Origin of the sequence: Streptomyces griseochromogenes, assembly GCF_001542625.1 — a bacterium.
GTDB lineage: Bacteria > Actinomycetota > Actinomycetes > Streptomycetales > Streptomycetaceae > Streptomyces > Streptomyces griseochromogenes.
Genome location: NZ_CP016279.1, coordinates 3,474,353 through 3,494,331, shown reverse-complemented (window position 1 = coordinate 3,494,331; position 19,979 = coordinate 3,474,353). Strand labels below are relative to the sequence as shown.

Sequence of the window (19,979 nt, the reverse complement as noted above, 5' to 3'; positions counted from 1 at the left end):
ACTACGCGCGCGTGAGCAACTCGTTCAGCTCCCCGTAGTCCAGCCCGCCGGCGAGCGCCCCGTACGTCCCCTCCCGCAGCAGCTCCCGCGCGGCGCGGCGGACCAGGGCGTGGGCGGCCTGGGCGAGGCCCGCGCCCGCGCTGATCCGGGCGACGCCGAGTGCGGCCAGCTCGGCGACCGACGGCGCGCCGGGGCCCACCATCACGTTGAGCGGCCCGTCGACGCCCGCGACGAGCGCCTTGACGGTCTCCGGGTCGACGGCCCCGGGGACGAAGATCCCGTCGGCGCCCGCGGCCAGGAAGGCCGCGGCCCGCTCCAGGGTCGGCTCCACTCCCCCGGCACCGCGCAGGAAAGTGTCGATCCGCGCGTTGATGAACAGCGGCACGCCCGCCCTGTCGGCGACCGCGCGGGCGGCGGCGATCCTCTCCGCCTGCTCCGCCACGCACCGCAGCGGCGCACCGCCCGCCTGGTGGCGGGCGTCCTCGATGTTGACGCCGACCGCGCCCGCGACGACCACCGCCCGCACGGTGTCGGCGACTCCCGCGGCGTCCTCGGCGTAGCCGCCCTCGATGTCGGCGCTGACCGGGATCCCCGGCACGGCGTCCACGATGCGCGCGACCGCATCGAGCGCACGGTCGCGGTCCAGCCGGTCCCCGTCGGCGGCGCCGAGCGCCCAGGCGAGCCCCGCGCTGGTGGTCGCTACGGCGGGGGCGCCCGCCTCCGCGACGACGGCGGCACTCACCGGGTCCCAGGCGTTCGGCAGAACCAGGGGGCGGCCGGGCACGTGCAGCGCGCGGAAGGCCAGGGCGATGTCGGGAAGCGGGTACCGGAGCGTCATGGGCGCCAGTCAAACAGCCACGGCGGGCCGGGCGCTGGCAGAAATCCGACACGAACGCGGACCGCGGAGAGCGCGGAACAAATGGCGTTGACAGCGCTTCCGCCCCCCTCGTACGGTGTACAATGTTCCTGTTGCCGCCGATTGGAGAAGGACGTTGCTCGTCTGAGGTCCTGAGACACCGCGTTCACACCGGTGAGGTGTGCGTGGCGTACGACCTCGGCGTCCGAGCCGTCCGTAGGCACAGGTCTTCCTTTCGTGCCCCAGGTTCTTCGGTTTCCGCCTCGCGGTGTCTCCGCACGCGTCCGCCCGACCGCATCCAGCAACCGCGAGGCCCTCATGTCTACTTCCCTGACCTGCACGTCCCTGTCCTTCGCCTGGCCCGACGGCACCCCCGTCTTCGACGGCCTCGACACCGCCTTCGGCCCCGGCCGGACCGGTCTCGTCGGCGTCAACGGATCAGGCAAGTCAACCCTGTTGAAGCTGCTGGCCGGCGAGCTGGCCCCGGCCGACGGCACCGTCAAGGTGACCGGCGAGGTCGGTCACCTGCCGCAGAACGTCACGCTCGACACGGCGCTGCGCGTCGACGAGGCCCTCGGCATCGCCGACCGGCGCGCCGCCCTGCACGCCATCGAGGCGGGCGATGTCGCCGAGGAGCACTTCGAGACGGTCGGCGACGACTGGGACGTCGAGGAGCGCGCCCTCGTCACCCTCGGCGAACTCGGTCTCGGCCACATCGGCCTGGACCGCACCGTCGGCGAGGTGTCCGGCGGCGAGTCGGTGCTGCTGCGCCTGGCCGCGCTGCTGCTGCGCCGCCCTGACGTCCTGCTCCTTGACGAGCCCACCAACAACCTGGACCTGTACGCGCGCCGCCGGCTGTACGCGGCCGTCGCCGCCTGGCCGGGCGTGCTGGTGGTCGTCAGCCACGACCGTGAACTCCTGGACCTGGTCGACCAGATCGCCGATCTGCGCTCCGGGGAGATCACCTGGTACGGCGGCAACTTCTCGGCCTACGAGGAGGCTCTCGCCGTGGAACAGGAGGCGGCCGAGCGGATGGTGCGCGTCGCGGAGGCGGATCTGCGCAAGCAGAAGCGCGAACTCGCCGACGCCCAGGTCAAGCTGGCCCGCCGCAAGCGGTACGGGCAGAAGATGTGGGACTCGAAGCGGGAACCGAAGATCGTCATGGGCGCGCGCAAGCGTGCCGCCCAGGAGTCGGCCGGCAAACACCGGATCATGCACGAGGAGAAGCTCGCCGAGGCCAGGGAGCGTCTTGACGAGGCGGTGGAGGCCGTACGGGACGACGACGAGATCCGTGTCGACCTGCCGTACACCGCCGTCCCGCCGGGCCGGCAGGTGCTCACTCTGGAGAACCTGGAGATGACCCACGGGGCGCGTGTCGAGGGGACCCTCGATCTGCGCGGTCCGGAGCGGATCGCCCTCGTCGGCCGCAACGGCTCGGGCAAGACGACGCTGCTGCGGACCGTCGCCGGGGAGCTGACGGCAGTGGCCGGTGAGGCGAGGGCACACGTCCCGCTGCGGTTCCTGCCCCAGCGCCTGGACGTGCTGGACGACGAGCGCACGGTCGCCGAGAACGTGGCCCGGTTCGCGCCGGGCGTCACGAACAACCGGATCCGGGCGCGGCTCGCCCGCTTCCTGTTCCGGGGCGCGCGGGCCGACCAGAGGGCCGGGACGCTCTCGGGCGGCGAGCGTTTCCGTGCGGCCCTGGCCGCGCTGATGCTCGCCGAGCCCGCACCCCAGCTGCTTCTGCTGGACGAGCCGACCAACAACCTCGACATGGCGAGCGTCCGGCAGCTGACCTCGGCCCTGGAGTCGTACGAGGGAGCGCTGCTCGTGGCGAGCCACGACCTGCCGTTCCTGGAGTCGATCGGGATCACGCGGTGGCTGTTGCTGGAGGAGGGAGAGCTGAAGGAGATCGCGCCGGAGGAGGTCGGGCATCCCGCCTGGTTTCAACGGTGTACGTGACGTCGTCACCGTCACCTGAGCCCGTGAGGCGGACCCGATGGTCCGCGAGTGCGCCGGGCCGGGCCGCTTCGGGCGCCTCTGCCCCGAGCGTGACCCGGCCCGAGCATCTCAGGAGGGCCACAGCCCGGCACCCGGGGTTTTGTGCGGGCCGGGCCGCCCTGCATGATGGCGCAGCGGTGCCGGGTCCTGGGCGCCGCCTCGCACCACCGATTCGAAAGGCCTCTCGTGCCCAGCAAGAAGGCGCTCGTCCGCCGTCCCAGCCCCCGCCTCGCCGAAGGCCTGGTGACGCACATCGAGCGGGAGAAGGTCGACGTCGAGCTGGCCGTCGAGCAGTGGGAGGCCTACGTCGAGGCCCTCGGCACGCACGGCTGGGAGACGATCGAGGTCGACGCGGAGGACGACTGCCCGGACTCGGTGTTCGTCGAGGACACCGTCGTCATGTACAAGAACGTGGCGCTGATCACCCGGCCCGGCGCCGAGTCCCGGCGGGAGGAGACCGCGGGCGTCGAGGAGGCGGTGGCCCGTCTCGGCTGCTCGGTGAACTGGATATGGGAGCCGGGCACCCTGGACGGCGGTGACGTCCTGAAGGTCCGCGACACCATCTACGTGGGCCGGGGCGGACGCACCAACGCGGCCGGCGTGCAGCAGCTGCGGGCCGCCTTCGAGCCGCTCGGCGCGCGCGTGGTGCCCGTGCCCGTGAGCAAGGTGCTGCACCTGAAGTCGGCGGTCACCGCGCTGCCGGACGGTACGGTCATCGGGCACATCCCGAAGGTGGACCGGCCGTCGCTGTTCCCTGGCTTCCTGTCGGTGCCCGAGGAGTCCGGCGCGCACGTGGTCCTGCTCGGCGGCCACAAGCTGCTCATGGCGGCGAGCGCCCCGAAGACGGCGGAGCTGCTGACCGACCTCGGCCACGAGGTGGTCACGGTGGACATCAGCGAGTTCGAGAAGCTCGAAGGCTGTGTGACCTGTCTCTCGGTGCGACTGCGGGAGCTGTACGCCTGACGGGGTGATCGCGTCACCACTACGGCTCCGGGACCTGCGGGTCTCGGGGCCGTTTGACATGCCCTCAAAAAGCGGGCGCGGTGTCGCTGATCAGCCATCTTTACAGCGAACTTAACCTACGGCTTCGTAACCTACGGCTTCGTAGCCTACGATCTCGTAGGTTTCCGGCACCGCTCGCCGGACCGTTCCCCGTCTCTCCCCCTTGTTCGGCGTTCCCCCTGGAGTTCCCGTGACGATCACCTCCCCTCACCTCGGCAGCCCGTCCGCATGGTCCGACGCACGGCTGCTGTACGCGCTGGAGGAAGTGGTCGAGAAGGAACTCAACCGGCATCTGAAGATCGCCAAGGACTGGATGCCGCACGAGTACGTGCCCTGGAGCGACGCCCGCAACTTCCCCGGCCTGTTCGAGGACGGCGAGGCCTGGGACAAGGAACAGTCCAAGGTGACGGAGATCGGCCGGATCGCCCTCGTCGTGAACCTCCTGACGGAGGACAACCTCCCCAGCTACCACCACGAGATCGCCTCGCTCTTCGGCCGCGACGGCGCCTGGGGCACCTGGGTGCACCGCTGGACGGCCGAGGAGGGCCGGCACGGCATCGTGATGCGCGACTATCTGCTCGCCTCGCGCGCGGTGGACCCGGACAAGCTGGAGCAGTTCCGGATGGCGCACATGAGCGAGGGCTTCGAGTCCGACAACCGGCACTCGATGCTGCACTCGATCGCCTACGTCGCCTTCCAGGAGCTGGCGACCCGGATCTCGCACCGCAACACGGGCCACCAGTCCGGCGACCCCGTCTGCGACCGCATGCTGGCGCGCATCGCGACCGACGAGAACCTGCACATGGTCTTCTACCGCAACCTTCTGAAGGCCGCCTTCGAACTCGCCCCCGACCTGACCATGCAGGCGGTCCGGGACGTCGTGGTCGACTTCCGCATGCCCGGCCACGGCATCCCCGGCTTCGAGCGGGCCGCGGCTCAGATGGCGATCGGCGAGGTCTACAACCTGCGCATCCACCACGACGACGTCCTCCAGCCCGTGCTGCGCTTCCTGAAGGTCCTGGAGATCGACGGCCTGGGCCCGGAGGGCCTCCAGGCACAGGAGGAACTCGGCCTGTTCATGGGCGGTCTGAACTCCGAGGCGCTGAAGTTCGACGAGAAGCTGGCGGCCCGCAAGGCGCGGATGGCGGCCCGGGCCGGGGCCTGATCGCCCAGCCCGTGGGCGCGGTGAGCCTGGGCACCGACCCGGCTCACCGTGCCCACGGGTATGACCGAACCATGTCGATGCCGTACGCGCGCGTGCGGAATCGACGGTGCGGGCCGTCGGTGGCCTGCGGCATCATGCCCGCATGCGTGATCACACCAGGGCCGAGCAGGCGGCGGGCTTTCTGCTGCGTCTGATCGACGACGAGACCGCCGGGCGGGTCCGGGAGCGGACGGGGTTGCCCGGACCCGAGGATCCGCGGGCGGTCCGGCGGCGGCTGGAGCGCGCATGGGCGTGGGGGAACGTGCTGCCCGCCTCGGTGGTGCTGTGGGTCCTGCAGGAGGACGATCCGGACCTCAACGCGGTGGTGTGGCGGTTCATGGGCACCGACGCCGGGCTGCGGCGGGCCATCGCCCGGGGTGTGCCGTTCGGGGCCGGACGCACCGAGCCCGTCCCGGTCCACCCCACCCTGCACGGCGAGGAGCCGGAGACCCCGGAGAGCTACGTCCGTCTCGGGCTGGCCGGCGCCCTGCGTGCCGCCCGGTCCATGAGCACGGCACGCGCGGCGGCCTCGATGGTCCTCACGCCGGCCGACTGGGCGGCCGCGGCCGCGGCCGACGGCGAAGGCCCGCTGCCCGGCTACGTCCGCTGGGCACTGTCCGTGCGCCCCGACTGCCCGCCCGCACTGCGCGCGCGGTTCGGTTCGCATCCCAAGTTCACGCACCGTGTGCGACAGGCAGGGGTGCTCGACGGCCCCGCCGAGTACGCGACGGCGCATCGCTCCGCCGCCCCGGTGCTCCAGGTGCTGTCCATGGGCCGGACGCTGTTCCCGGCGCGGGCCCAGGAGGCCGAGGACGCCCTGCGTCCGCTCGTGCACGAGCACTTGGGGGACCGCGTGGAAGCCTGGGCGGTCCTGGCCCAGCTCGTCGACACCTTCCGCGGCACGGCACCCGAGCTGATCGCGACCGCCGGCGCCATCGCCTGAGCGGGCCGAGGGGGCGGGGCGGCCGGATTCGAACCAGCGTGTTCCGGTTTTGCAGACCGGTGCGTCTGCCTCTGCGCTACGGCCCCGCCCTTGGCGCCGAGCGTAATGCCTTGGCCCGTTGTCGGTGCGGGCTGGTACCAAGGAGGCACGGGGGAATCACGGTACGGGGGTACGGCACATGGCGTACGGAGAGCGGGGGCGGCCGCGCGCGCCGGTGGTGGACCTCGCCGACCGCAGGGCGATCGAGCGGTACCGCCCGGCGGACCCGGCGGTGGTCGAGGAGGCGCGGCGGCTGAAAGAGGCCGCGCTGCTGGACTTCGGTCTCACCCAGTCGGCGGTGGCCTCCTGGCTGTACAGCAAATGCCGGCACCAGATCCCGACGACCGCGGTGGACACGGCCGCGGTGGTCGCCTCCGGCGACGGCTCCTGCCTGCTGCTGTACAACCCTGACTTCTTCGTCCGGCTGGGCCTGGACGGTGTGAAGTTCGTGCTCTTCCACGAGGCACGGCACCTGGTGCACCGCCATCTGTTCGCCGACGACGAGCTGCGTGCCGACCCGGTGTTCACGCTGGCCGCCGAAGTGGCGATCAACCACGTGGCGCTGGTTCGCCTCGACCGGGAGGAACTCCCGCTCCTGGACGGCCGGCCCACCGGCATCGACCCCCGGGCGGTGTACGACGGCTACGTGGCGGACCTGACGGCACACGCCCTGGAGCCGGTGCCGTACGAACGGTTCATCGAGACGGACCTGCGGGTCTACGGCGAGCTGAAGCGGATGCACCGGCCCCCCGTCCCGGAACCGCTGTGCGCGCACCTGGTGGACGGCCTCGTCCCCGCCGACCAGGAGACCGTCGACGCGATCACCTCCTCCGCGCTGCTCAACTCCCTGCTGGCGGCCCGCCGCGGCCACGCGGGCGCGGAGCGCGAGCTGCTGGACCTGATGGGCCGTACCGAGGACGGTTCGGCGCGGGCCGCCCGGATCTGGGGGAAGCTCGGCGCCGGCATGCTGCGCGGCGAGACGACGCGCACGCGGACCGTCGACTGGTGGCAGCGCTGGCTCGTGGACGTGCTGGGTTCCAGGCTCCGCGAGGGCGAGCGGCTCGTGTACCCCAAGAAGCGGGGCGCGCTGCTGGCGGCCCTCGGCCAGGACCCGGTGCTCGCCCGGCGCGGCCCGGTCCGGGAGAAGGTGCTGGTGATCGCCTACGACACCTCCGGTTCGATGCCCCAGCACGTGATCCACTGGCTCACCGAACTCGTCGGCCGCATCGACGGGGTGGAGGCACACTGGCTGTCCTTCGACGCGGTGGTGATGCCTTTCCGGCCGGGCGAGCATGTGTACGGCGGTGGCGGCACGAGCTTCCAGGCGGTCGCGGACTACGTCGAGGGCCGCACGGAGGTGGGCGGCCGCCGGCTGGACGCCGTTCCGGACGCCGTCGTGGTCCTCACCGACGGGTACGCCCCGCCGATCACACCCGCCGAGCCGGAGAAATGGATCTGGCTGATCACCGAGGGCGGCGACGAATGGCCCGAACGGCACCGACCCGCGATGGACTCCCATCGCGTCACCACAGGATCGCGGTAGACGGAAGATGACCACACACACGGAGACGACCACGGCCTCCCGGCTGGAGTCGTTCATCGACGCGATGATCGACATGGGACAGACCGGTCAGGTCTTCGGCGAGCACGGCATCGGCAAGACGGCGACGTTCTTCTCGCACCTGGCCCGCGCCCACCCGGACACGTCCCTGGTGTACGTGCCCGCGGCGAACCTGACGCCGGACGACCTGCTCGTCAACGCGCCCGTGCGCGATCCGCACACCGGTGAACTGGTGCTGCGCCAGCTGGTGATGAGCCAGCTCACGCCGGGCCGCCCGTTCGTACTGCTCGTCGACGACTCGCTGCAGGCCGGCGACACGATCCAGTCGCAGCTGATGCAGATCGCCTGCAACTGGACCCTGGGCGAGCACGATCTGCGGGCCCTCGGCTGTGTGGGCGTGTTCCTCACGGACAACGAGTCGCTGTCCGAGACGTCGGCCCGGCGTGGGGACCTGGCGCTGCTCGACCGCATGGTGACCTTGCGGATCACGGCGAACGACACCTCCTGGCGCCGGCACCTGGCGGCCAAGTACCGCCCGTGGGACCTGCGTGCGGTGTTCAGCCTGTGGGCGTCGCTCTCCCCCGCCCTGCGCGAGCTGCTGTCCCCGCGCACCCTGGACCACATCCTGGCGAACGCCCGGGAGGGGTTCCCGCTGCGCTGGGGCCTGCCCCTGCTCGACGGCGCACGGCTGCGGCTGGCCGAGCCCGGCCCGGACGGCAGGCCCGGACACGACCGCACGGCCGAGGTACTCGACCGGATCGCGGAGGCGGTGGGCGTCGCCAATCCGGCGAGGATCGCGGATCCGGTCCGGCAGGTCGTCCGGGCCGCGCTGCGCAACCGCTGGACGGTGCTGCTCCAGGGCCCGCCGGGGTGCGGCAAGACGGAGGCCGTGCGGGAGACCCTGCGCGAGGGGATGGGCCGGGAACCGCTGTACTTCTCGCTGCCCGTGACCAATGTCGAGGACCTGTGCGCGCCCGTCCCGTCCCCGGACGGCACGCTCGAGAACCTGCTGGCGGCGAAGTTCACCGGCCCGGAGCCGAAGGCGATCGTCTGGGACGAGTACAACCGGCCCAAGGACAGGGCCGCGTTCGCCAAGCTGATGGAGATCACCCAGGAGTGGTCGCTGGCAGGACGGCGGATCGAGAACCTGCGCGCCCAGATCGCCGTACAGAACCCGCCGTACCACCTGGGCCGCAAGCTGCTGGTGTCCAGGAACAACATCACTCAGGCGACCCGCTTCACCGCCTCGCTCACCGTGGAGCCCGAGGACGTCCCGGCCAACGAGTGGCTGCTGTCCCGCTACGGCTCCGACGCCGAAACGGTGCTGGAGTGGTGGAAGCACGACATCGACGACGAGGGCCGTGCCTGGATCACCAAGCGCACTCTGGAGCGGCTCATCAAGCTGCACCGGCGTGGACTGCCGCTGGAGATGGGCACGATGTACCTCGGCGACGGCGAGTACGCGCCCGTGCCGCTCACCGCGCTGATCGACCGCCTGAGCGACCGCCAGGTCACCGGCCTGCGCGAACTCGCCCGCGATACCGACGCCTGGGAGGCACGCCTTCGCCGGGCCGCCGAGCACTCCACCGAGGGCGGCGACGACAGTGACACCGTCCACCAGATCCTCGCGAACGCGGAACTCTCCCAGCTGAAGAAGCACCGGGGGCCGGTCGCCCGCCTGGTGCGCCTGCTGCCCGCGAAGCTGCGGGCGACCTACCTGGTGGGCGCGTCGGAGGAGCAGCAGCGGTTCTGGACGGAGGTCTTCACGACGATGAGACGCGGCTGAGCGGAGGAAGGCTTGTCCTCCGGCTCACTGCTCGTCCGGCGGCGCCGTTCGGTACACGCTGCGGACCGCCGCCACGTCCCGTGGGATCGGGAGGGCGGGAATGTGGCTGCTGAGGGCGGCCAGGCGCTGCTTGACGCTGGTGGCGATGCCGTTGCCCAGCCGGTAGCGGGTGGCGGTGCGGGAATCGGCCGCGTGGTCGAGGAGGCGGTGGGCCTCCGGGCTGCGCATGCCGGTATGGGTGAGGACGAGGTGGCCGAGGCGGTGCTCGGCCTGAGCGAGGGCCCGGCCGATGGCGTCGGCGGCGGCGAGGTCGACGTGGTTGTCCTCGGCCGCGAGGACCGCGGCGGCCCGGACCCGGCCGAGGTCGAGCAGGGTCACGCCGGCCGCGGCGGCAGCCGTGACGAGACGGACGACGGCCCGTGGACCGATGCCGTTGCTGGCGACGGACAGCCGGATGAGCCGGCCGTGCGGTGCGCGCTCCAGACCCTCGGCGAGCCGGAGGGCGCCGGCGTCGCCCAACCGGACGGCGGAGACGTACAGTTCGTCGACCGCGCCCGCGGCGAGCACGGCGGCCAGGGCCCGAGCGCCCGCCTCGCCCAGCGGATTTCCCCCGACGAAGAGCCGCTCGATCCGCCGCCCGCCCTGCTCCGCTGCGAGCAGCGCGTCGGCGAGGACGGCCGCGCCCGACGGGTCCAGCCCGGTCTGGACGAGGTCGAGGGTGCGCAACGACCGTGCCGACTCCAGGAGCTCGGCCGCCGCGTGCCCGCCCGCCCCGCCCAGCGGGTTGCGCTTGAGCCAGACACCGGTGACGACCTGCGGGGAGGCCCGCAGCTGGTCGGCGATCCGGCAGGCACCGGCCGCGGTGATGCCGTTGCAGCCGAGATAGAGCGTCTCGACGTCCACGCCCGCCCCGGCCACGGCCTCGGCTCCGGCGTCGCCCAGCGCGTCCGTGCCGAGCAGCAGATGCCGCACCGGCGAGGGTCCGGCGGCCAGGGCTCCGGCGATCAGCGCGGCCCCTCGGCGCCGACGCCCTGCTTGCACAGGTCCAGCCGCCCGTCCGGCAGGGCCGTACCGGACGCGAAGTCCAGCCGCTCCCCCGCCGGGCGCCCGGCGCGCAGCCAGTCCAGCAGTGGGTCGAGGTCGGCCAGGGGGCGGGGCACGAGGTCGGGGACACCGGCGAACCCGGTCATGGGCTCGCTCGTCTCCTCGCTCACCACTCCGCCTCCCGGTAGTCCTTCAGGAACACACCGGACACCGGGTCGCCTGCCTCGCCGCGCACGATCGGGTCGTAGACCCGTGCCGCGCCGTCCACCACGTCCAGCGGGGTGCGGAAACCGGCGTCCGCCATCCGGGCCTTCTTCGGCGCCGGGTTCTCGTCGGTGATCCACCCGGTGTCGACGGCGCACATGTGCACGCCCCGCTCGGCGAGTTCGGCGGCGCTGGTGCGGGTCAGCATGTTCAGGGCGGCCTTGGCCATGTTGGTGTGCGGATGACCGGCGGTCTTGTTGCGGACGGCGAAACGGCCCTCCACCGCGGTGACGTTGACGACATAGCGGCGCGGGTGCGGCGAGGCCAGCAGCAGCGGCAGCAGCCGGTCGCACAGCAGGGCCGGGGCGAGCGCGTTGACGAGCTGTGTCTCCAGGACCTCGGCCGGGTCCAGTGTGCCGAGCCGTGCCGACCAGGAGTTCTCGGGGGACGGGTCCGGCAGCAGCCCGGCCTCGTCGGCCTCCCGCAGCGCAACGGGCAGGGAGGTGGCCGAGCCCGGCAGCGAGCCGATCGGTGTGAACCCGGGCGCCTGCCGCGCGCCCGGGGGCAATGTGTCGTGCTCGCCGGCGGCGAGCAGCGCGTACGACTCGGGCGGCCGCCGGACCGTCTGGGCGGCGTTGTTGACCAGGATGTCCAGTGGCCGGTCCTGCTGCCTGAGGTCCTCGCACAGGCCGAGCACCTGGCGCGGATCACGCAGGTCGACGGCGAGGACGGTGAGCCGGTCCAGCCAGCGTGCGCTGCCCGGTGCGGCCCGGAAGCGGCGCACGGTGTCGTGCGGGAAGCGTGAGGTGACCAGCAGTTCCGCGCCGTCGCGGAGCATCATCAGCGCCAGCTGGAAGCCGATCTTCACCCGGCCGCCGGTGAGCAGCACACGACGGCCGCTCAGGTCCGTGCTCAGGGCACGGCGAGCGGTGTTGTCGGCCGCGCAGCGGGGGCAGAGCAGATGGTAGAAGGAGTCGACTCGTCGATACGGCGCCTTGCAGACATAGCAGGTGCGCGGCTTGCGGAAGACTCCGGGGGCGCCGGGCCCGGCCAACGGCGCGTCCTCACGGCGTTCGAGGGCACCGGTGGCGGTCGCGGCCATCGCCGCGGCGTCGGCCGCCGAGGCCTCCGCCCCACGTGCCTTGCGGCGCCTGAGCCGTCCGTCCCGGGCGAAGGACGCAGCCACCTGCTCGGCCCTCAGCCGCACCGGGTCGTCGACGGGCAGCGCCCGCAGCCTGCCCACGATCCGGTGGAAGACCGCCAGCTCGGCCTCGCCGACCGCCTCACCGCCGACCACCGCGTCGTCGGCCACCGCTTCGGTGACCGCCGCACCGGTCGCCTCGTTCATCCGTCCCGCCCCGCCCGCCCTGTCCGTCGTACCGCAGTGGTCCCGACCGGATTCGAACCGGCGTGACCGCCCTGGGAAGGCGGCGAGTCTGCCTCTGCTCCACGGGACCGGCAGACGCGTCCGGACGACCGGATTCGAACCGGCGTGACCCGCATGCCATGCGGGTGCGCCTGCCTCTGCGCTACCTCCGGACGCGCCCTGGGATCCTAACCGCCCGCCCGGTCCCGCCGGACACGGATTTCCGGCGGCGGGGCGTCAGGAGGACGTGCGCCGCAGGGCGAGCCGTTCCTTCTCGGACAGGCCGCCCCAGACGCCGAAGCGTTCGTCGTTGTCGAGCGCGTAGTCGAGGCAGGCCGAGCGCATCTCGCACATGCCGCAGATGCGCTTCGCCTCGCGCACCGAACTGCCGGGCTCGGGGAAGAAGAAATCCGCCCCGGTCTGCGCGCACAGAGCCTGAGCCTGCCAGGCGGTGTCGGCCGGGGTGATCGTTTCGATGTGCATGGCCAGGATCGTGCCGGGCGGCGAAAAACGTTCGATCAACGCCAGGTCAACGACGCGGCCGGGGCCCCTGCGCCACCCCCGATCATGCTCCCCGGGACAGGCCGCCGCACGGCGGCGCGCGGCATCGGCAAGAAATCCCGAAGAACCCGGAGAAGCCTTCGAGCACGCTACGACAGGCCCGCGAGAGGCCTGCCGGAGTCCCGCTCGCCGTCCAGGGCGACCGGGGGGTATCGGCCCGGCGCACGGCGGCGCGGGGCGGCGGTTGTCAGTGGGCGGTGCAAGACTCGGCAGTGCAGCGGACAGGCCCATCTCGTGGGCTCGCTTTCAAGGAGGGCGAAGATGCTCACCACCCGATTCGTGGACGGCGCTCCCAACTGGATCGACGTCGGTACCCCCGACATCGAGGGCGCCCAGTCCTTCTACGGCGGTCTGTTCGGCTGGCGGTTCCAGTCGGCCGGGCCGGACGCCGGCGGCTACGGCTTCTTCCAGCTGGACGGCAGGACCGTCGCCGGCGGTATGCAGACCGGCCCGGATCAGGGTCCGCCCGCCTGGACGGTGTACTTCCAGAGCGCGGACGCGCAGGCCACCGCCAAGGCGGCCGAACAGGCCCACGGCAGCGTGCTGTTCCAGCCCCTGGACGTGATGGGCCAGGGGCACATGGCGGTTCTCGCCGACCAGGCGGGCGTGCCGTTCGGGATCTGGCAGCCCGGCCGGACCAAGGGCGTGGACGCGGCGAACGAGCCGGGTGCGCTGTGCTGGGTCGAGCTGTACACGCCGGACATCGCCGCGGCCGCCGCTTTCTACCACCGGGTCCTCGGACTGGAGACCTCGGCCGTGCCGTTCCCGGGCGGTACGTACACCTGTGTCAACCCTGGCGGTGCCGGAGAGGACACGATGTTCGGCGGGATGGTCCCGCTGGCCGACGACCCGACGGAGACCGACGCCCACTGGCTGCCGTACTTCGAGGTCGAGGACACGGACGCCCTGGTCGAGAAGGCACAGGGGCTGGGTGGCACGGTGCGCATGCCGGCGACGACCGTGGAGGGCGTCGGCCGCATGGCCAAGCTCGCCGACCCGTACGGCGTCCGCTTCGCGGTGATCAAGAGCGCGCCACCACAGGGCTGAGGTCGCGGGGGCGGCTGCACAACGTGGGGTGGACACGGTCGGCCCATGCGGACGCGTGGTCTCTCTGCATGTGCGGACGGACGGCGCTCGGGCGAACGGGCGGTTCGGGCAGACGGGCGGTCCAGGCGGACGGCCGGTGCAGAGGGGCCGGCACCCCAGGCGGGCCGGCGGTCTAGGCGGACGCGCGGCGTATCAGCGTGGTCGGCAGGATCACACCGGCCGCCGCCTCGTCCGCCGGCTCCCCGCCGACGCTGTCACCCCGGCGGCCGCTCCGGTCGGCTCGGCCGTCCAGCAGAAGGCGTGCCATGAGCCGACCCATCTCCTCGATGTCCTGACGCACCGTGGTGAGGGGCGGATCGGTCTCTTCGGCGACGGGCAGCACGTCGTCGAAACCGATCACAGCCACATCCTCGGGCACGCGCCGCCCTCGCTCGCGCAGGACGCGCAGTGCGCCGAACGCGGTGAGGTCGTTGGCGGCGAACACCGCGTCGACGTCCGGACAGCGGTCGAGGAGTTCCCGCATGGCACGTTCGCCGCCGCCCGGGGTGAAGTCGCTCTCCACGACGAGCCGCGGGTCCACATCACCCATGACGTCGCGGTAGCCGTCGAGCCGGTCCACCGCCGAGGTCTGGTCCAGTGCGCCGGTGATGTGCGCGATCCGGGTCCGGCCGAGGCCCACGAGGTGCCGTACGGCCTCGCGGGCACCGCCGCGGTTGTCGCTGTCCACGTAGACCGGGCCGGGGGTGCCGTCGCTCCAGTCGGGCCGGCCGCCGAACACGGTGGGCACGCCCGCGTTGCGGATCAGGCCGGGCAGCGGGTCGTCGAGGTGCAGGGAGAAGACGAGCGCGCCGTCGACATGGCCTCCGGCGAGATAGCGGGCCACGCGCGCGTGGTCGGCACGGCCCTCGGTCAGCAGCAGCACGAGCTGGTTGTCGTGGGCCGTCAGCTCCTTGCTGATGCCGCGCAGTTGCAGCGCGAAGAAGGGGTCGGCGAAGACCCGGGCCTCGGGCTCGGCGATGACGACCGCGACGGCGTCGTGCCGCTTGGTGACCAGGCTGCGCGCCGCCTGGTTGGGAACGTAGCCGAGCTCCTCGACCGCCTGCCGGACCCGTGTGACGAGCGGCTCCCTGACGCCGTCCCCGCCGTTGACCACCCGCGACACGGTGGCCCGGGACACCCCGGCCCTCGCGGCGACGGCCTCCAGCGTGGGACGCGACACACCCTCGGTCACTTCGGGACTCCTCCTCGGCGGCTGGCGATCAGGATAACCGCGGTGCGGTCCGGTCGCGGTGGCTGAAAGGGAGTGACGCCGAGGCTTCCGGCCCGGAGAAGATCGTCGCATGACGATGAGAAGGGCTCATGCCGACTGAGCGCCCCGAGACGCGGCTCGCGCCCTGCGCGCGCCTGCCGCGCACCTGTCGCGACTGGCACATCGTCCACAGTTCGGCCGACGCGTTCGGCCGCGCGCACTGGCTGCTCGTCGAGCGTCCGCCCGAGCAGCAGGGACCCGATCCCTATGAGGCCTTGGTGGTCATCGTCGCCGACGGTTCCTGCCACGAGACTTGTCTGGGCGCGGGCTGCCCTGGCGGCCCTGTGCCCAGGCCCTGCCCGACGGAGGCTTCGTGCCGGCGGCCGCCCGGTCGGGCACGGGCGACGAGCAGCCAGTGAGCGCGCCCGGTCTGCGCCGGTGGAGTGTCACAGGTGAACCTCTGTGGTCCTGCAGTCCGGTGCCCGGTGCGGGATGGATCTCCGACCGCTACGCCCTCACCGTGGCCGAGCGCACCGCCCGGGCGTGCCCGTACACCGGCTTCCCGCTCATCGAGACATCGAATGGAGCGTGCTCGATCTCACCTGAACCCGTTGTCCACAGGCGGGTTGTCCACAGGTCCGGCCCGTTGTCAGTGGCGTGCGGCATGCTGTGATCAGTGGCGGAACAGGCGCCATGGACCACGGGGAGGCACGGTGTTCAGGGGGATCGACGACGTCGACTGGGCGTCGATGGGGCATGCGTACACGGACTCGGCGACCGATGTGCCGGAGTTGTTGTGGGGGTTGGCGTCGGACGACCCGGAGCGCCGGGAGATCGCGCTGGACGGCATGTACGGCGCGGTGCACCACCAGGGGGATGTGTACGACAGCACCGTCGCCTGCGTCCCGTTCCTGTTCGAGCTGATCGCGAACCCGACCATCGGCGACCGGGGTGCCGTGATCGGGCTGCTGTGCAGCATCGCCCACGCGTCGGACGACGAGGACGGGGAGGCCGAGGACCTCACCGAATTCGACGAGGACGAACACGAGGACTGGATGCGGCACTTCTTCGTGGCGCGTGACCTGGTCCGCGAGCGGGCCGGGGCCTTCCTCGGGCTGCTGGGCGATCCGGATCCCGGGGTGCGCGCCGCCGTGCCGGGTGCGCTGGCGCGGCTGCACCCGGACCCGGTGCGGATGTTCGGTGCCCTGTGCGATCGCGTGCCCGGGGAAGCGGATCCGGAGGCCGTGCGGTCCCTGGTGCGCGCCCTGGGCACGCTGGCCGTGCGGCACCCCTCCGGCCTGGGCGGCGAGGCCGCGCGGGTGCTGAAGGACCTCGTGTCCGGCACGCCCGATCCCCAGCTCCGGATCACGGCACTGACCCTCCTGGCGCGCTGTGCACCTGGTGAACTGCCGCCGGACACCGCGGACATCGCGCTGGACGTCATGCGCCTGGCCCGGGAGGCCGACGAACTCGGCTCGCCGCCCGCCGCCCCCGAGCGGCCCCGCACCGACACTCTGATCTCCCACGTGCGCGAGTTGCACGCGGAGCACCGGCGCAGCCTCGACCTGGACGACGCGGCGGAGTTGCTGGAAGAGCTGCACACGGAGCTGCGCCACCGCGTCGAGCTGCGGTTCCCGCTCCTCGTCGGCCAGTTGGGCAGCCCCGGCCCGCGTCAGCGCCGACATGCGGTCGGCATGGCGGGACGGCTGCTGACCGGATGGCGGGCCCCGGACGACGAGCCGCTGCTGGCGCTGGCCCGGCTGCTCGCCGACGACGATCTGCGGCTGCAGAAGTCGGTGCTGTCGGAGCTGCGGTATCTGGCACCGGCGGCACACCGCGTGTCCGAAGGAGTGGCGGCCTATCTGGAGAGCTGGGAGGACCGGTCGCTGGAAGCCGACACGCCGTTCCAGGACCTGGCCGTCGGCATGGCCTTCGAGGTGCTGGCCCTTCAGGGCGACGACCGGATCGTGCCGGCTCTCACCCACATCCTGGAAGTGGTCGAGATCCCCGAGAAGCTGGCCCGGTGGATGGAGGCGCTCGGCCCCGCAGCGGCGGCCCCGCTCGGCCCCGTGCTCCACGACCGGCTGGCCCAACTGGACCACGGGACACCGTCCGTGGACCAGGACCGCCTTCTCGACGCCCTGGGCGTGCTCCGGCACGCCGATTCGGTGCCGCTGCTGACGCACGTCCTGACCGAAGCCGAGGACTTCCGGACGACGGAGGGGGCCCTGGATGCCCTGTCCGCCTTCGGCCCCGAGGCCGCCGAAGCCCTTCCCCGGGTCCGGCGGCTGTGGGAGGACGACACCCTCGCGGACGAGCGCCGCATTCATGTCGCCCGGGCCCTGTGTGCCCTGACCGGCGAGGCGGAGCCCGTGCTGCCTCTCGTCGGCGAGTGCCTTCGGGCCCGGACGTGGAGCCCTTGGTACGCCGCCATCAACCTCACCGAGGCCCTGGGCCGGTCCGGTGCGGCGCTCGCACCCCGATTGCGCGAGCTGATCGCGGCCGGCCGGACGCCGGCCCGGGCGGCCGTCGGCCTGTGGCGGGTCACGGGTGAGACGGACGAGGCGCTCCCCGTGCTCCTGGCCGAGTGGCCGGCCGCGCCCGCCCAACGCCCCGCCATAGCCGCCTGCCTGGCGGACATGGGCCCCGCGGCCGCGCCGGCCCTGCCGCTGATACGCACCGAGCTGGCCTCCTCGCGCCGCCACAACAACGACGACTCCCGCGGCAATATGCGCTACGACGTCGCCGCGGACGTGGCCCTCCAGACGGACTGCCGGCGTGTGCTGGCCGGGTTCGGCGAGCGGATCGACACCCCGGTGCGCTGAGGCGGCAGCCGTCAGGACGTCTCCTCCCGCCGGGCCCGGCTCGGCTGGACCCGCTTCGGCTCGCCGGGCATCTTCGGGTACTCCGGCGGGTAGGGCAGATCACCGAGGCCGTGCTCGTGTTCGTCGCGGCGGGCCAGTTCCAGGAGGGCGTCGAGCGAGTAGGCGTGGTCGTCCATGTCGGCGTGCACGTCGCCGAGTTCGGCGAAGCGGGCCGGCATGGTGGCCAGGTCGAAGTCCCGGGGATGGGCCACGCCGACCTCCTCCCAGCGCAGAGGTGCGGAGACGGGGGCGTGCGGGCGGGGTCGTACGGAGTAGGCGGAGGCGATGGTGCGGTCGCGGGCGGTCTGGTTGTAGTCCAGGAAGATGCGCTCGCCGCGCTCCTCCTTCCACCACTTGATGGTCACCTGGTCGGGCATCCGGCGTTCCATCTCCCGGCCGACCGCGATCGCGGCGCGCCGCACCTGGGTGAAGGTCCAGCGGGGTTCGATGGGCACGAAGACGTGGAGGCCGCGGCCGCCGGAGGTCTTGGGCCAGCCACGCAGGCCGCCGAACTCGTCGAGGACGGCGCGCAGTTCGTGGGCGGCGCGCGCGGCGTCGCCGTAGTCGGTGCCAGGCTGCGGGTCGAGGTCGATGCGGAGTTCGTCGGGGTGGTCGACATGGGTGCGGCGGACCGGCCAGGGATGGAAGGTGAGCGTGCCGTACTGGGCGGCCCACACCACGGCGGCCTCCTCTGTGGGGCACATCTCGTCGGCGCTGCGGCCACTGGGAAAGGTGATGTGGGCGGTCGGGATCCAGTCGGGCATGCCCTTGGGGGCGCGCTTCTGGTAGAACCACTCCCCGCCGACACCGTCCGGGTAGCGCTGGAGGGTGGTGGGGCGGTCGCGCAGGGCGCGCAGGATGCCGGGGCCGACGGAGGCGTAGTACTGGGCGAGGTCCAGCTTGGTGAATCCGCGCTCGGGGAAGAAGACCTTGTCCGGGCTGGACAGCCGTACGGTCCGGCCCGCCACCTCCAGTTGCACCGCATCACCCATGCGGCAACGGTAGGCGCACCGAGCACACCACGCATACCGGGCATCAACGGATGTGTGCGAGCAGAATCGGAGGCATGGATCTGCCGGTGATGCCGCCCGTGAAGCCGATGCTCGCCAAGTCGGTGGCGAAGATCCCGCCGGGCATGCACTACGAGGCGAAGTGGGACGGTTTCCGGGCGATCGTGTTCCGGGACGGGGACGAGATCGAGCTGGGCAGCCGTACCGGAAAGCCGCTGACCAGGTATTTCCCGGAGCTGGTCGTGGCGCTCAAGGAACGGGTGCCCGAGCGGTGCGTGCTGGACGGGGAGATCGTGATCGCGCGGGAGGGGCGGCTGGACTTCGACGCGCTGACCGAGCGGATCCATCCGGCGGACTCGCGGGTGCGGATGCTGGCCGAGAGGACCCCGGCGTCCTTCGTCGCTTTCGACCTGCTGGCGCTGGACGACCACTCCCTGCTCGATGTGCCGCTGACCGACCGGCGGGCACTGTTGGACCGGGCTCTTTCAGGTGTGAGCGCTCCGGTGCATCTGGCGCCGGCGACCACCGACGTGGAGATGGCGCAGCGGTGGTTCGAGCAGTACGAAGGGGCCGGGCTGGACGGGGTCGTGGCCAAGCCGCTCACCGGGCGCTATCTGCAGGACGAGCGGGCGATGTTCAAGATCAAGCACGAGCGGACGGCGGATGTCGTCGTGGCGGGTTACCGCTTCCACAAGAGCGGCCCGGTGGTGGGTTCGCTGCTGCTGGGGCTGTACGACGACCGGGGCGCCCTCCAGCATGTGGGCGTGTCGGCCGCGTTCCCCATGAAACGGCGCGCCGAGCTGGTCGAGGAGCTGGAGCCGCTGCGCATGGACGACGCGACCGGGCATCCGTGGGCGGCCTGGGGGGACGAAGCGGCTCATGAGACGGCTCGGCTGCCGGGGGCGCCGAGCCGCTGGTCGGGCAAGAAGGACCTGTCCTGGGTGCCGTTGAAGCCGGAGCGGGTCGCGGAGGTGGCCTACGACCACATGGAGAACGGCGCCCGCTTCCGGCACACGGCCCGCTTCCGCCGCTGGCGTCCGGACCGCACCCCGGAGAGCTGCACCTACGCCCAGCTGGAGGAGCCCGTGCGCTACGACCTCGCGGAGATCCTGGGAGCCGGGGAAGGCACTCCTTAGGACAGCATCGGGACCCTAGGACAGCATCGGGACCTTGACCGCGCCGTCCCGCTTGCGCCGGAGGGTCCCCTCGGTCGTGCCGCCGCAAGAGTCCCGCCGATGGCTC

At 72.2% G+C, this 19,979-nt stretch carries 17 protein-coding genes and 3 tRNA genes; 10 read left to right on the top strand and 10 right to left on the bottom strand.

Annotated features, from left to right (window positions below; translation table 11 throughout):
- Position 1: 1 nt before the first annotated feature.
- Positions 2 to 838 (bottom strand): isocitrate lyase/PEP mutase family protein, encoded by an 837-nt coding sequence (locus tag AVL59_RS14940; RefSeq protein WP_067303990.1) that lies wholly within the window; start codon positions 836 to 838, stop codon positions 2 to 4.
- A gap of 336 nt (positions 839 to 1,174) precedes the next feature.
- Between AVL59_RS14940 and AVL59_RS14935 the strand changes: the two genes are divergently transcribed.
- The 4 genes from AVL59_RS14935 to AVL59_RS14920 all read left to right on the top strand — a co-directional run bounded on the left by AVL59_RS14935 (position 1,175) and on the right by AVL59_RS14920 (position 6,006).
- On the top strand, positions 1,175 to 2,818 hold the full coding sequence (locus AVL59_RS14935; protein WP_067303987.1) for an ABC-F family ATP-binding cassette domain-containing protein: 1,644 nt from the start codon (positions 1,175 to 1,177) through the stop codon (positions 2,816 to 2,818).
- Positions 2,819 to 3,043: 225 nt separating this feature from the next.
- Positions 3,044 to 3,820 (top strand): dimethylargininase, encoded by a 777-nt coding sequence (gene ddaH / locus AVL59_RS14930; protein ID WP_067317295.1) that lies wholly within the window; start codon positions 3,044 to 3,046, stop codon positions 3,818 to 3,820.
- A 229-nt stretch (positions 3,821 to 4,049) separates the two neighbouring features.
- Positions 4,050 to 5,024, top strand: coding sequence for an acyl-ACP desaturase (locus AVL59_RS14925; protein WP_067303985.1), 975 nt, complete (start codon positions 4,050 to 4,052; stop codon positions 5,022 to 5,024).
- 142 nt (positions 5,025 to 5,166) lie between these two features.
- On the top strand, positions 5,167 to 6,006 hold the full coding sequence (locus AVL59_RS14920; protein ID WP_067317294.1) for a hypothetical protein: 840 nt from the start codon (positions 5,167 to 5,169) through the stop codon (positions 6,004 to 6,006).
- A 12-nt stretch (positions 6,007 to 6,018) separates the two neighbouring features.
- On the opposite strand, the gene AVL59_RS14915 is transcribed toward AVL59_RS14920, so the two are convergent.
- A tRNA-Cys gene (locus AVL59_RS14915) sits at positions 6,019 to 6,094 on the bottom strand.
- A 90-nt stretch (positions 6,095 to 6,184) separates the two neighbouring features.
- Here AVL59_RS14915 and AVL59_RS14910 point away from each other — a divergent pair.
- Together AVL59_RS14910 and AVL59_RS14905 are read left to right on the top strand one after the other, a co-directional pair.
- A complete protein-coding gene (locus tag AVL59_RS14910) occupies positions 6,185 to 7,588 on the top strand; it encodes a vWA domain-containing protein (RefSeq protein ID WP_067303982.1) in 1,404 nt (467 codons plus the stop codon).
- A 7-nt stretch (positions 7,589 to 7,595) separates the two neighbouring features.
- Positions 7,596 to 9,392 carry an ATP-binding protein gene (locus AVL59_RS14905; RefSeq protein WP_067303979.1) on the top strand — a complete coding sequence of 599 codons (1,797 nt, stop codon included), beginning with the start codon at positions 7,596 to 7,598 and terminating at the stop codon, positions 9,390 to 9,392.
- A gap of 24 nt (positions 9,393 to 9,416) precedes the next feature.
- On the opposite strand, the gene AVL59_RS14900 is transcribed toward AVL59_RS14905, so the two are convergent.
- The 6 genes from AVL59_RS14900 to AVL59_RS14880 all read right to left on the bottom strand — a co-directional run bounded on the left by AVL59_RS14900 (position 9,417) and on the right by AVL59_RS14880 (position 12,489).
- The gene (locus tag AVL59_RS14900) at positions 9,417 to 10,433 is read right to left on the bottom strand and encodes a leucine-rich repeat domain-containing protein (RefSeq protein ID WP_237281510.1); all 1,017 of its coding nucleotides are present in this window, start codon (positions 10,431 to 10,433) and stop codon (positions 9,417 to 9,419) included.
- Entirely contained in the window at positions 10,397 to 10,606 is a 210-nt protein-coding gene (locus AVL59_RS54190; RefSeq protein ID WP_237281509.1) for a hypothetical protein, read from the bottom strand. The genes AVL59_RS14900 and AVL59_RS54190 overlap by 37 nt, the downstream gene beginning before the upstream one ends.
- Positions 10,603 to 11,988, bottom strand: a complete 1,386-nt coding sequence (locus AVL59_RS14895; RefSeq protein WP_067303977.1) for an SDR family NAD(P)-dependent oxidoreductase — start codon at positions 11,986 to 11,988, stop codon at positions 10,603 to 10,605. The genes AVL59_RS54190 and AVL59_RS14895 overlap by 4 nt, the downstream gene beginning before the upstream one ends.
- Before the next feature lie 37 nt (positions 11,989 to 12,025).
- Positions 12,026 to 12,097, bottom strand: a tRNA-Gly gene (locus AVL59_RS14890).
- Between the two features lie 10 nt (positions 12,098 to 12,107).
- Positions 12,108 to 12,179: transfer RNA gene (locus tag AVL59_RS14885), tRNA-Ala, on the bottom strand.
- A 64-nt stretch (positions 12,180 to 12,243) separates the two neighbouring features.
- Positions 12,244 to 12,489, bottom strand: a complete 246-nt coding sequence (locus AVL59_RS14880) for a WhiB family transcriptional regulator (RefSeq protein ID WP_067317293.1) — start codon at positions 12,487 to 12,489, stop codon at positions 12,244 to 12,246.
- Positions 12,490 to 12,828: 339 nt separating this feature from the next.
- Between AVL59_RS14880 and AVL59_RS14875 the strand changes: the two genes are divergently transcribed.
- Positions 12,829 to 13,614 (top strand): VOC family protein, encoded by a 786-nt coding sequence (locus AVL59_RS14875; RefSeq protein WP_067303974.1) that lies wholly within the window; start codon positions 12,829 to 12,831, stop codon positions 13,612 to 13,614.
- Positions 13,615 to 13,786: 172 nt separating this feature from the next.
- Here the strand turns inward: AVL59_RS14875 and AVL59_RS14870 are convergent, their stop codons facing one another.
- Positions 13,787 to 14,845, bottom strand: coding sequence for a LacI family DNA-binding transcriptional regulator (locus tag AVL59_RS14870; RefSeq protein WP_067303971.1), 1,059 nt, complete (start codon positions 14,843 to 14,845; stop codon positions 13,787 to 13,789).
- Between the two features lie 128 nt (positions 14,846 to 14,973).
- Between AVL59_RS14870 and AVL59_RS53560 the strand changes: the two genes are divergently transcribed.
- Both AVL59_RS53560 and AVL59_RS14865 read left to right on the top strand, forming a co-directional pair.
- On the top strand, positions 14,974 to 15,282 hold the full coding sequence (locus AVL59_RS53560) for a hypothetical protein (RefSeq protein WP_208870379.1): 309 nt from the start codon (positions 14,974 to 14,976) through the stop codon (positions 15,280 to 15,282).
- Between the two features lie 294 nt (positions 15,283 to 15,576).
- Positions 15,577 to 17,688: a HEAT repeat domain-containing protein gene (locus AVL59_RS14865; protein ID WP_099053064.1), complete on the top strand. Its 2,112-nt coding sequence runs from the start codon at positions 15,577 to 15,579 to the stop codon at positions 17,686 to 17,688.
- A gap of 11 nt (positions 17,689 to 17,699) precedes the next feature.
- On the opposite strand, the gene ligD is transcribed toward AVL59_RS14865, so the two are convergent.
- Positions 17,700 to 18,719, bottom strand: a complete 1,020-nt coding sequence (gene ligD / locus AVL59_RS14860) for a non-homologous end-joining DNA ligase (RefSeq protein ID WP_208870378.1) — start codon at positions 18,717 to 18,719, stop codon at positions 17,700 to 17,702.
- A gap of 74 nt (positions 18,720 to 18,793) precedes the next feature.
- On the opposite strand from ligD, the gene AVL59_RS14855 reads away from it, so the two are divergent.
- The gene (locus AVL59_RS14855; RefSeq protein WP_067303969.1) at positions 18,794 to 19,873 is read left to right on the top strand and encodes an ATP-dependent DNA ligase; all 1,080 of its coding nucleotides are present in this window, start codon (positions 18,794 to 18,796) and stop codon (positions 19,871 to 19,873) included.
- The last annotated feature ends 106 nt before the right edge of the window (positions 19,874 to 19,979 follow it).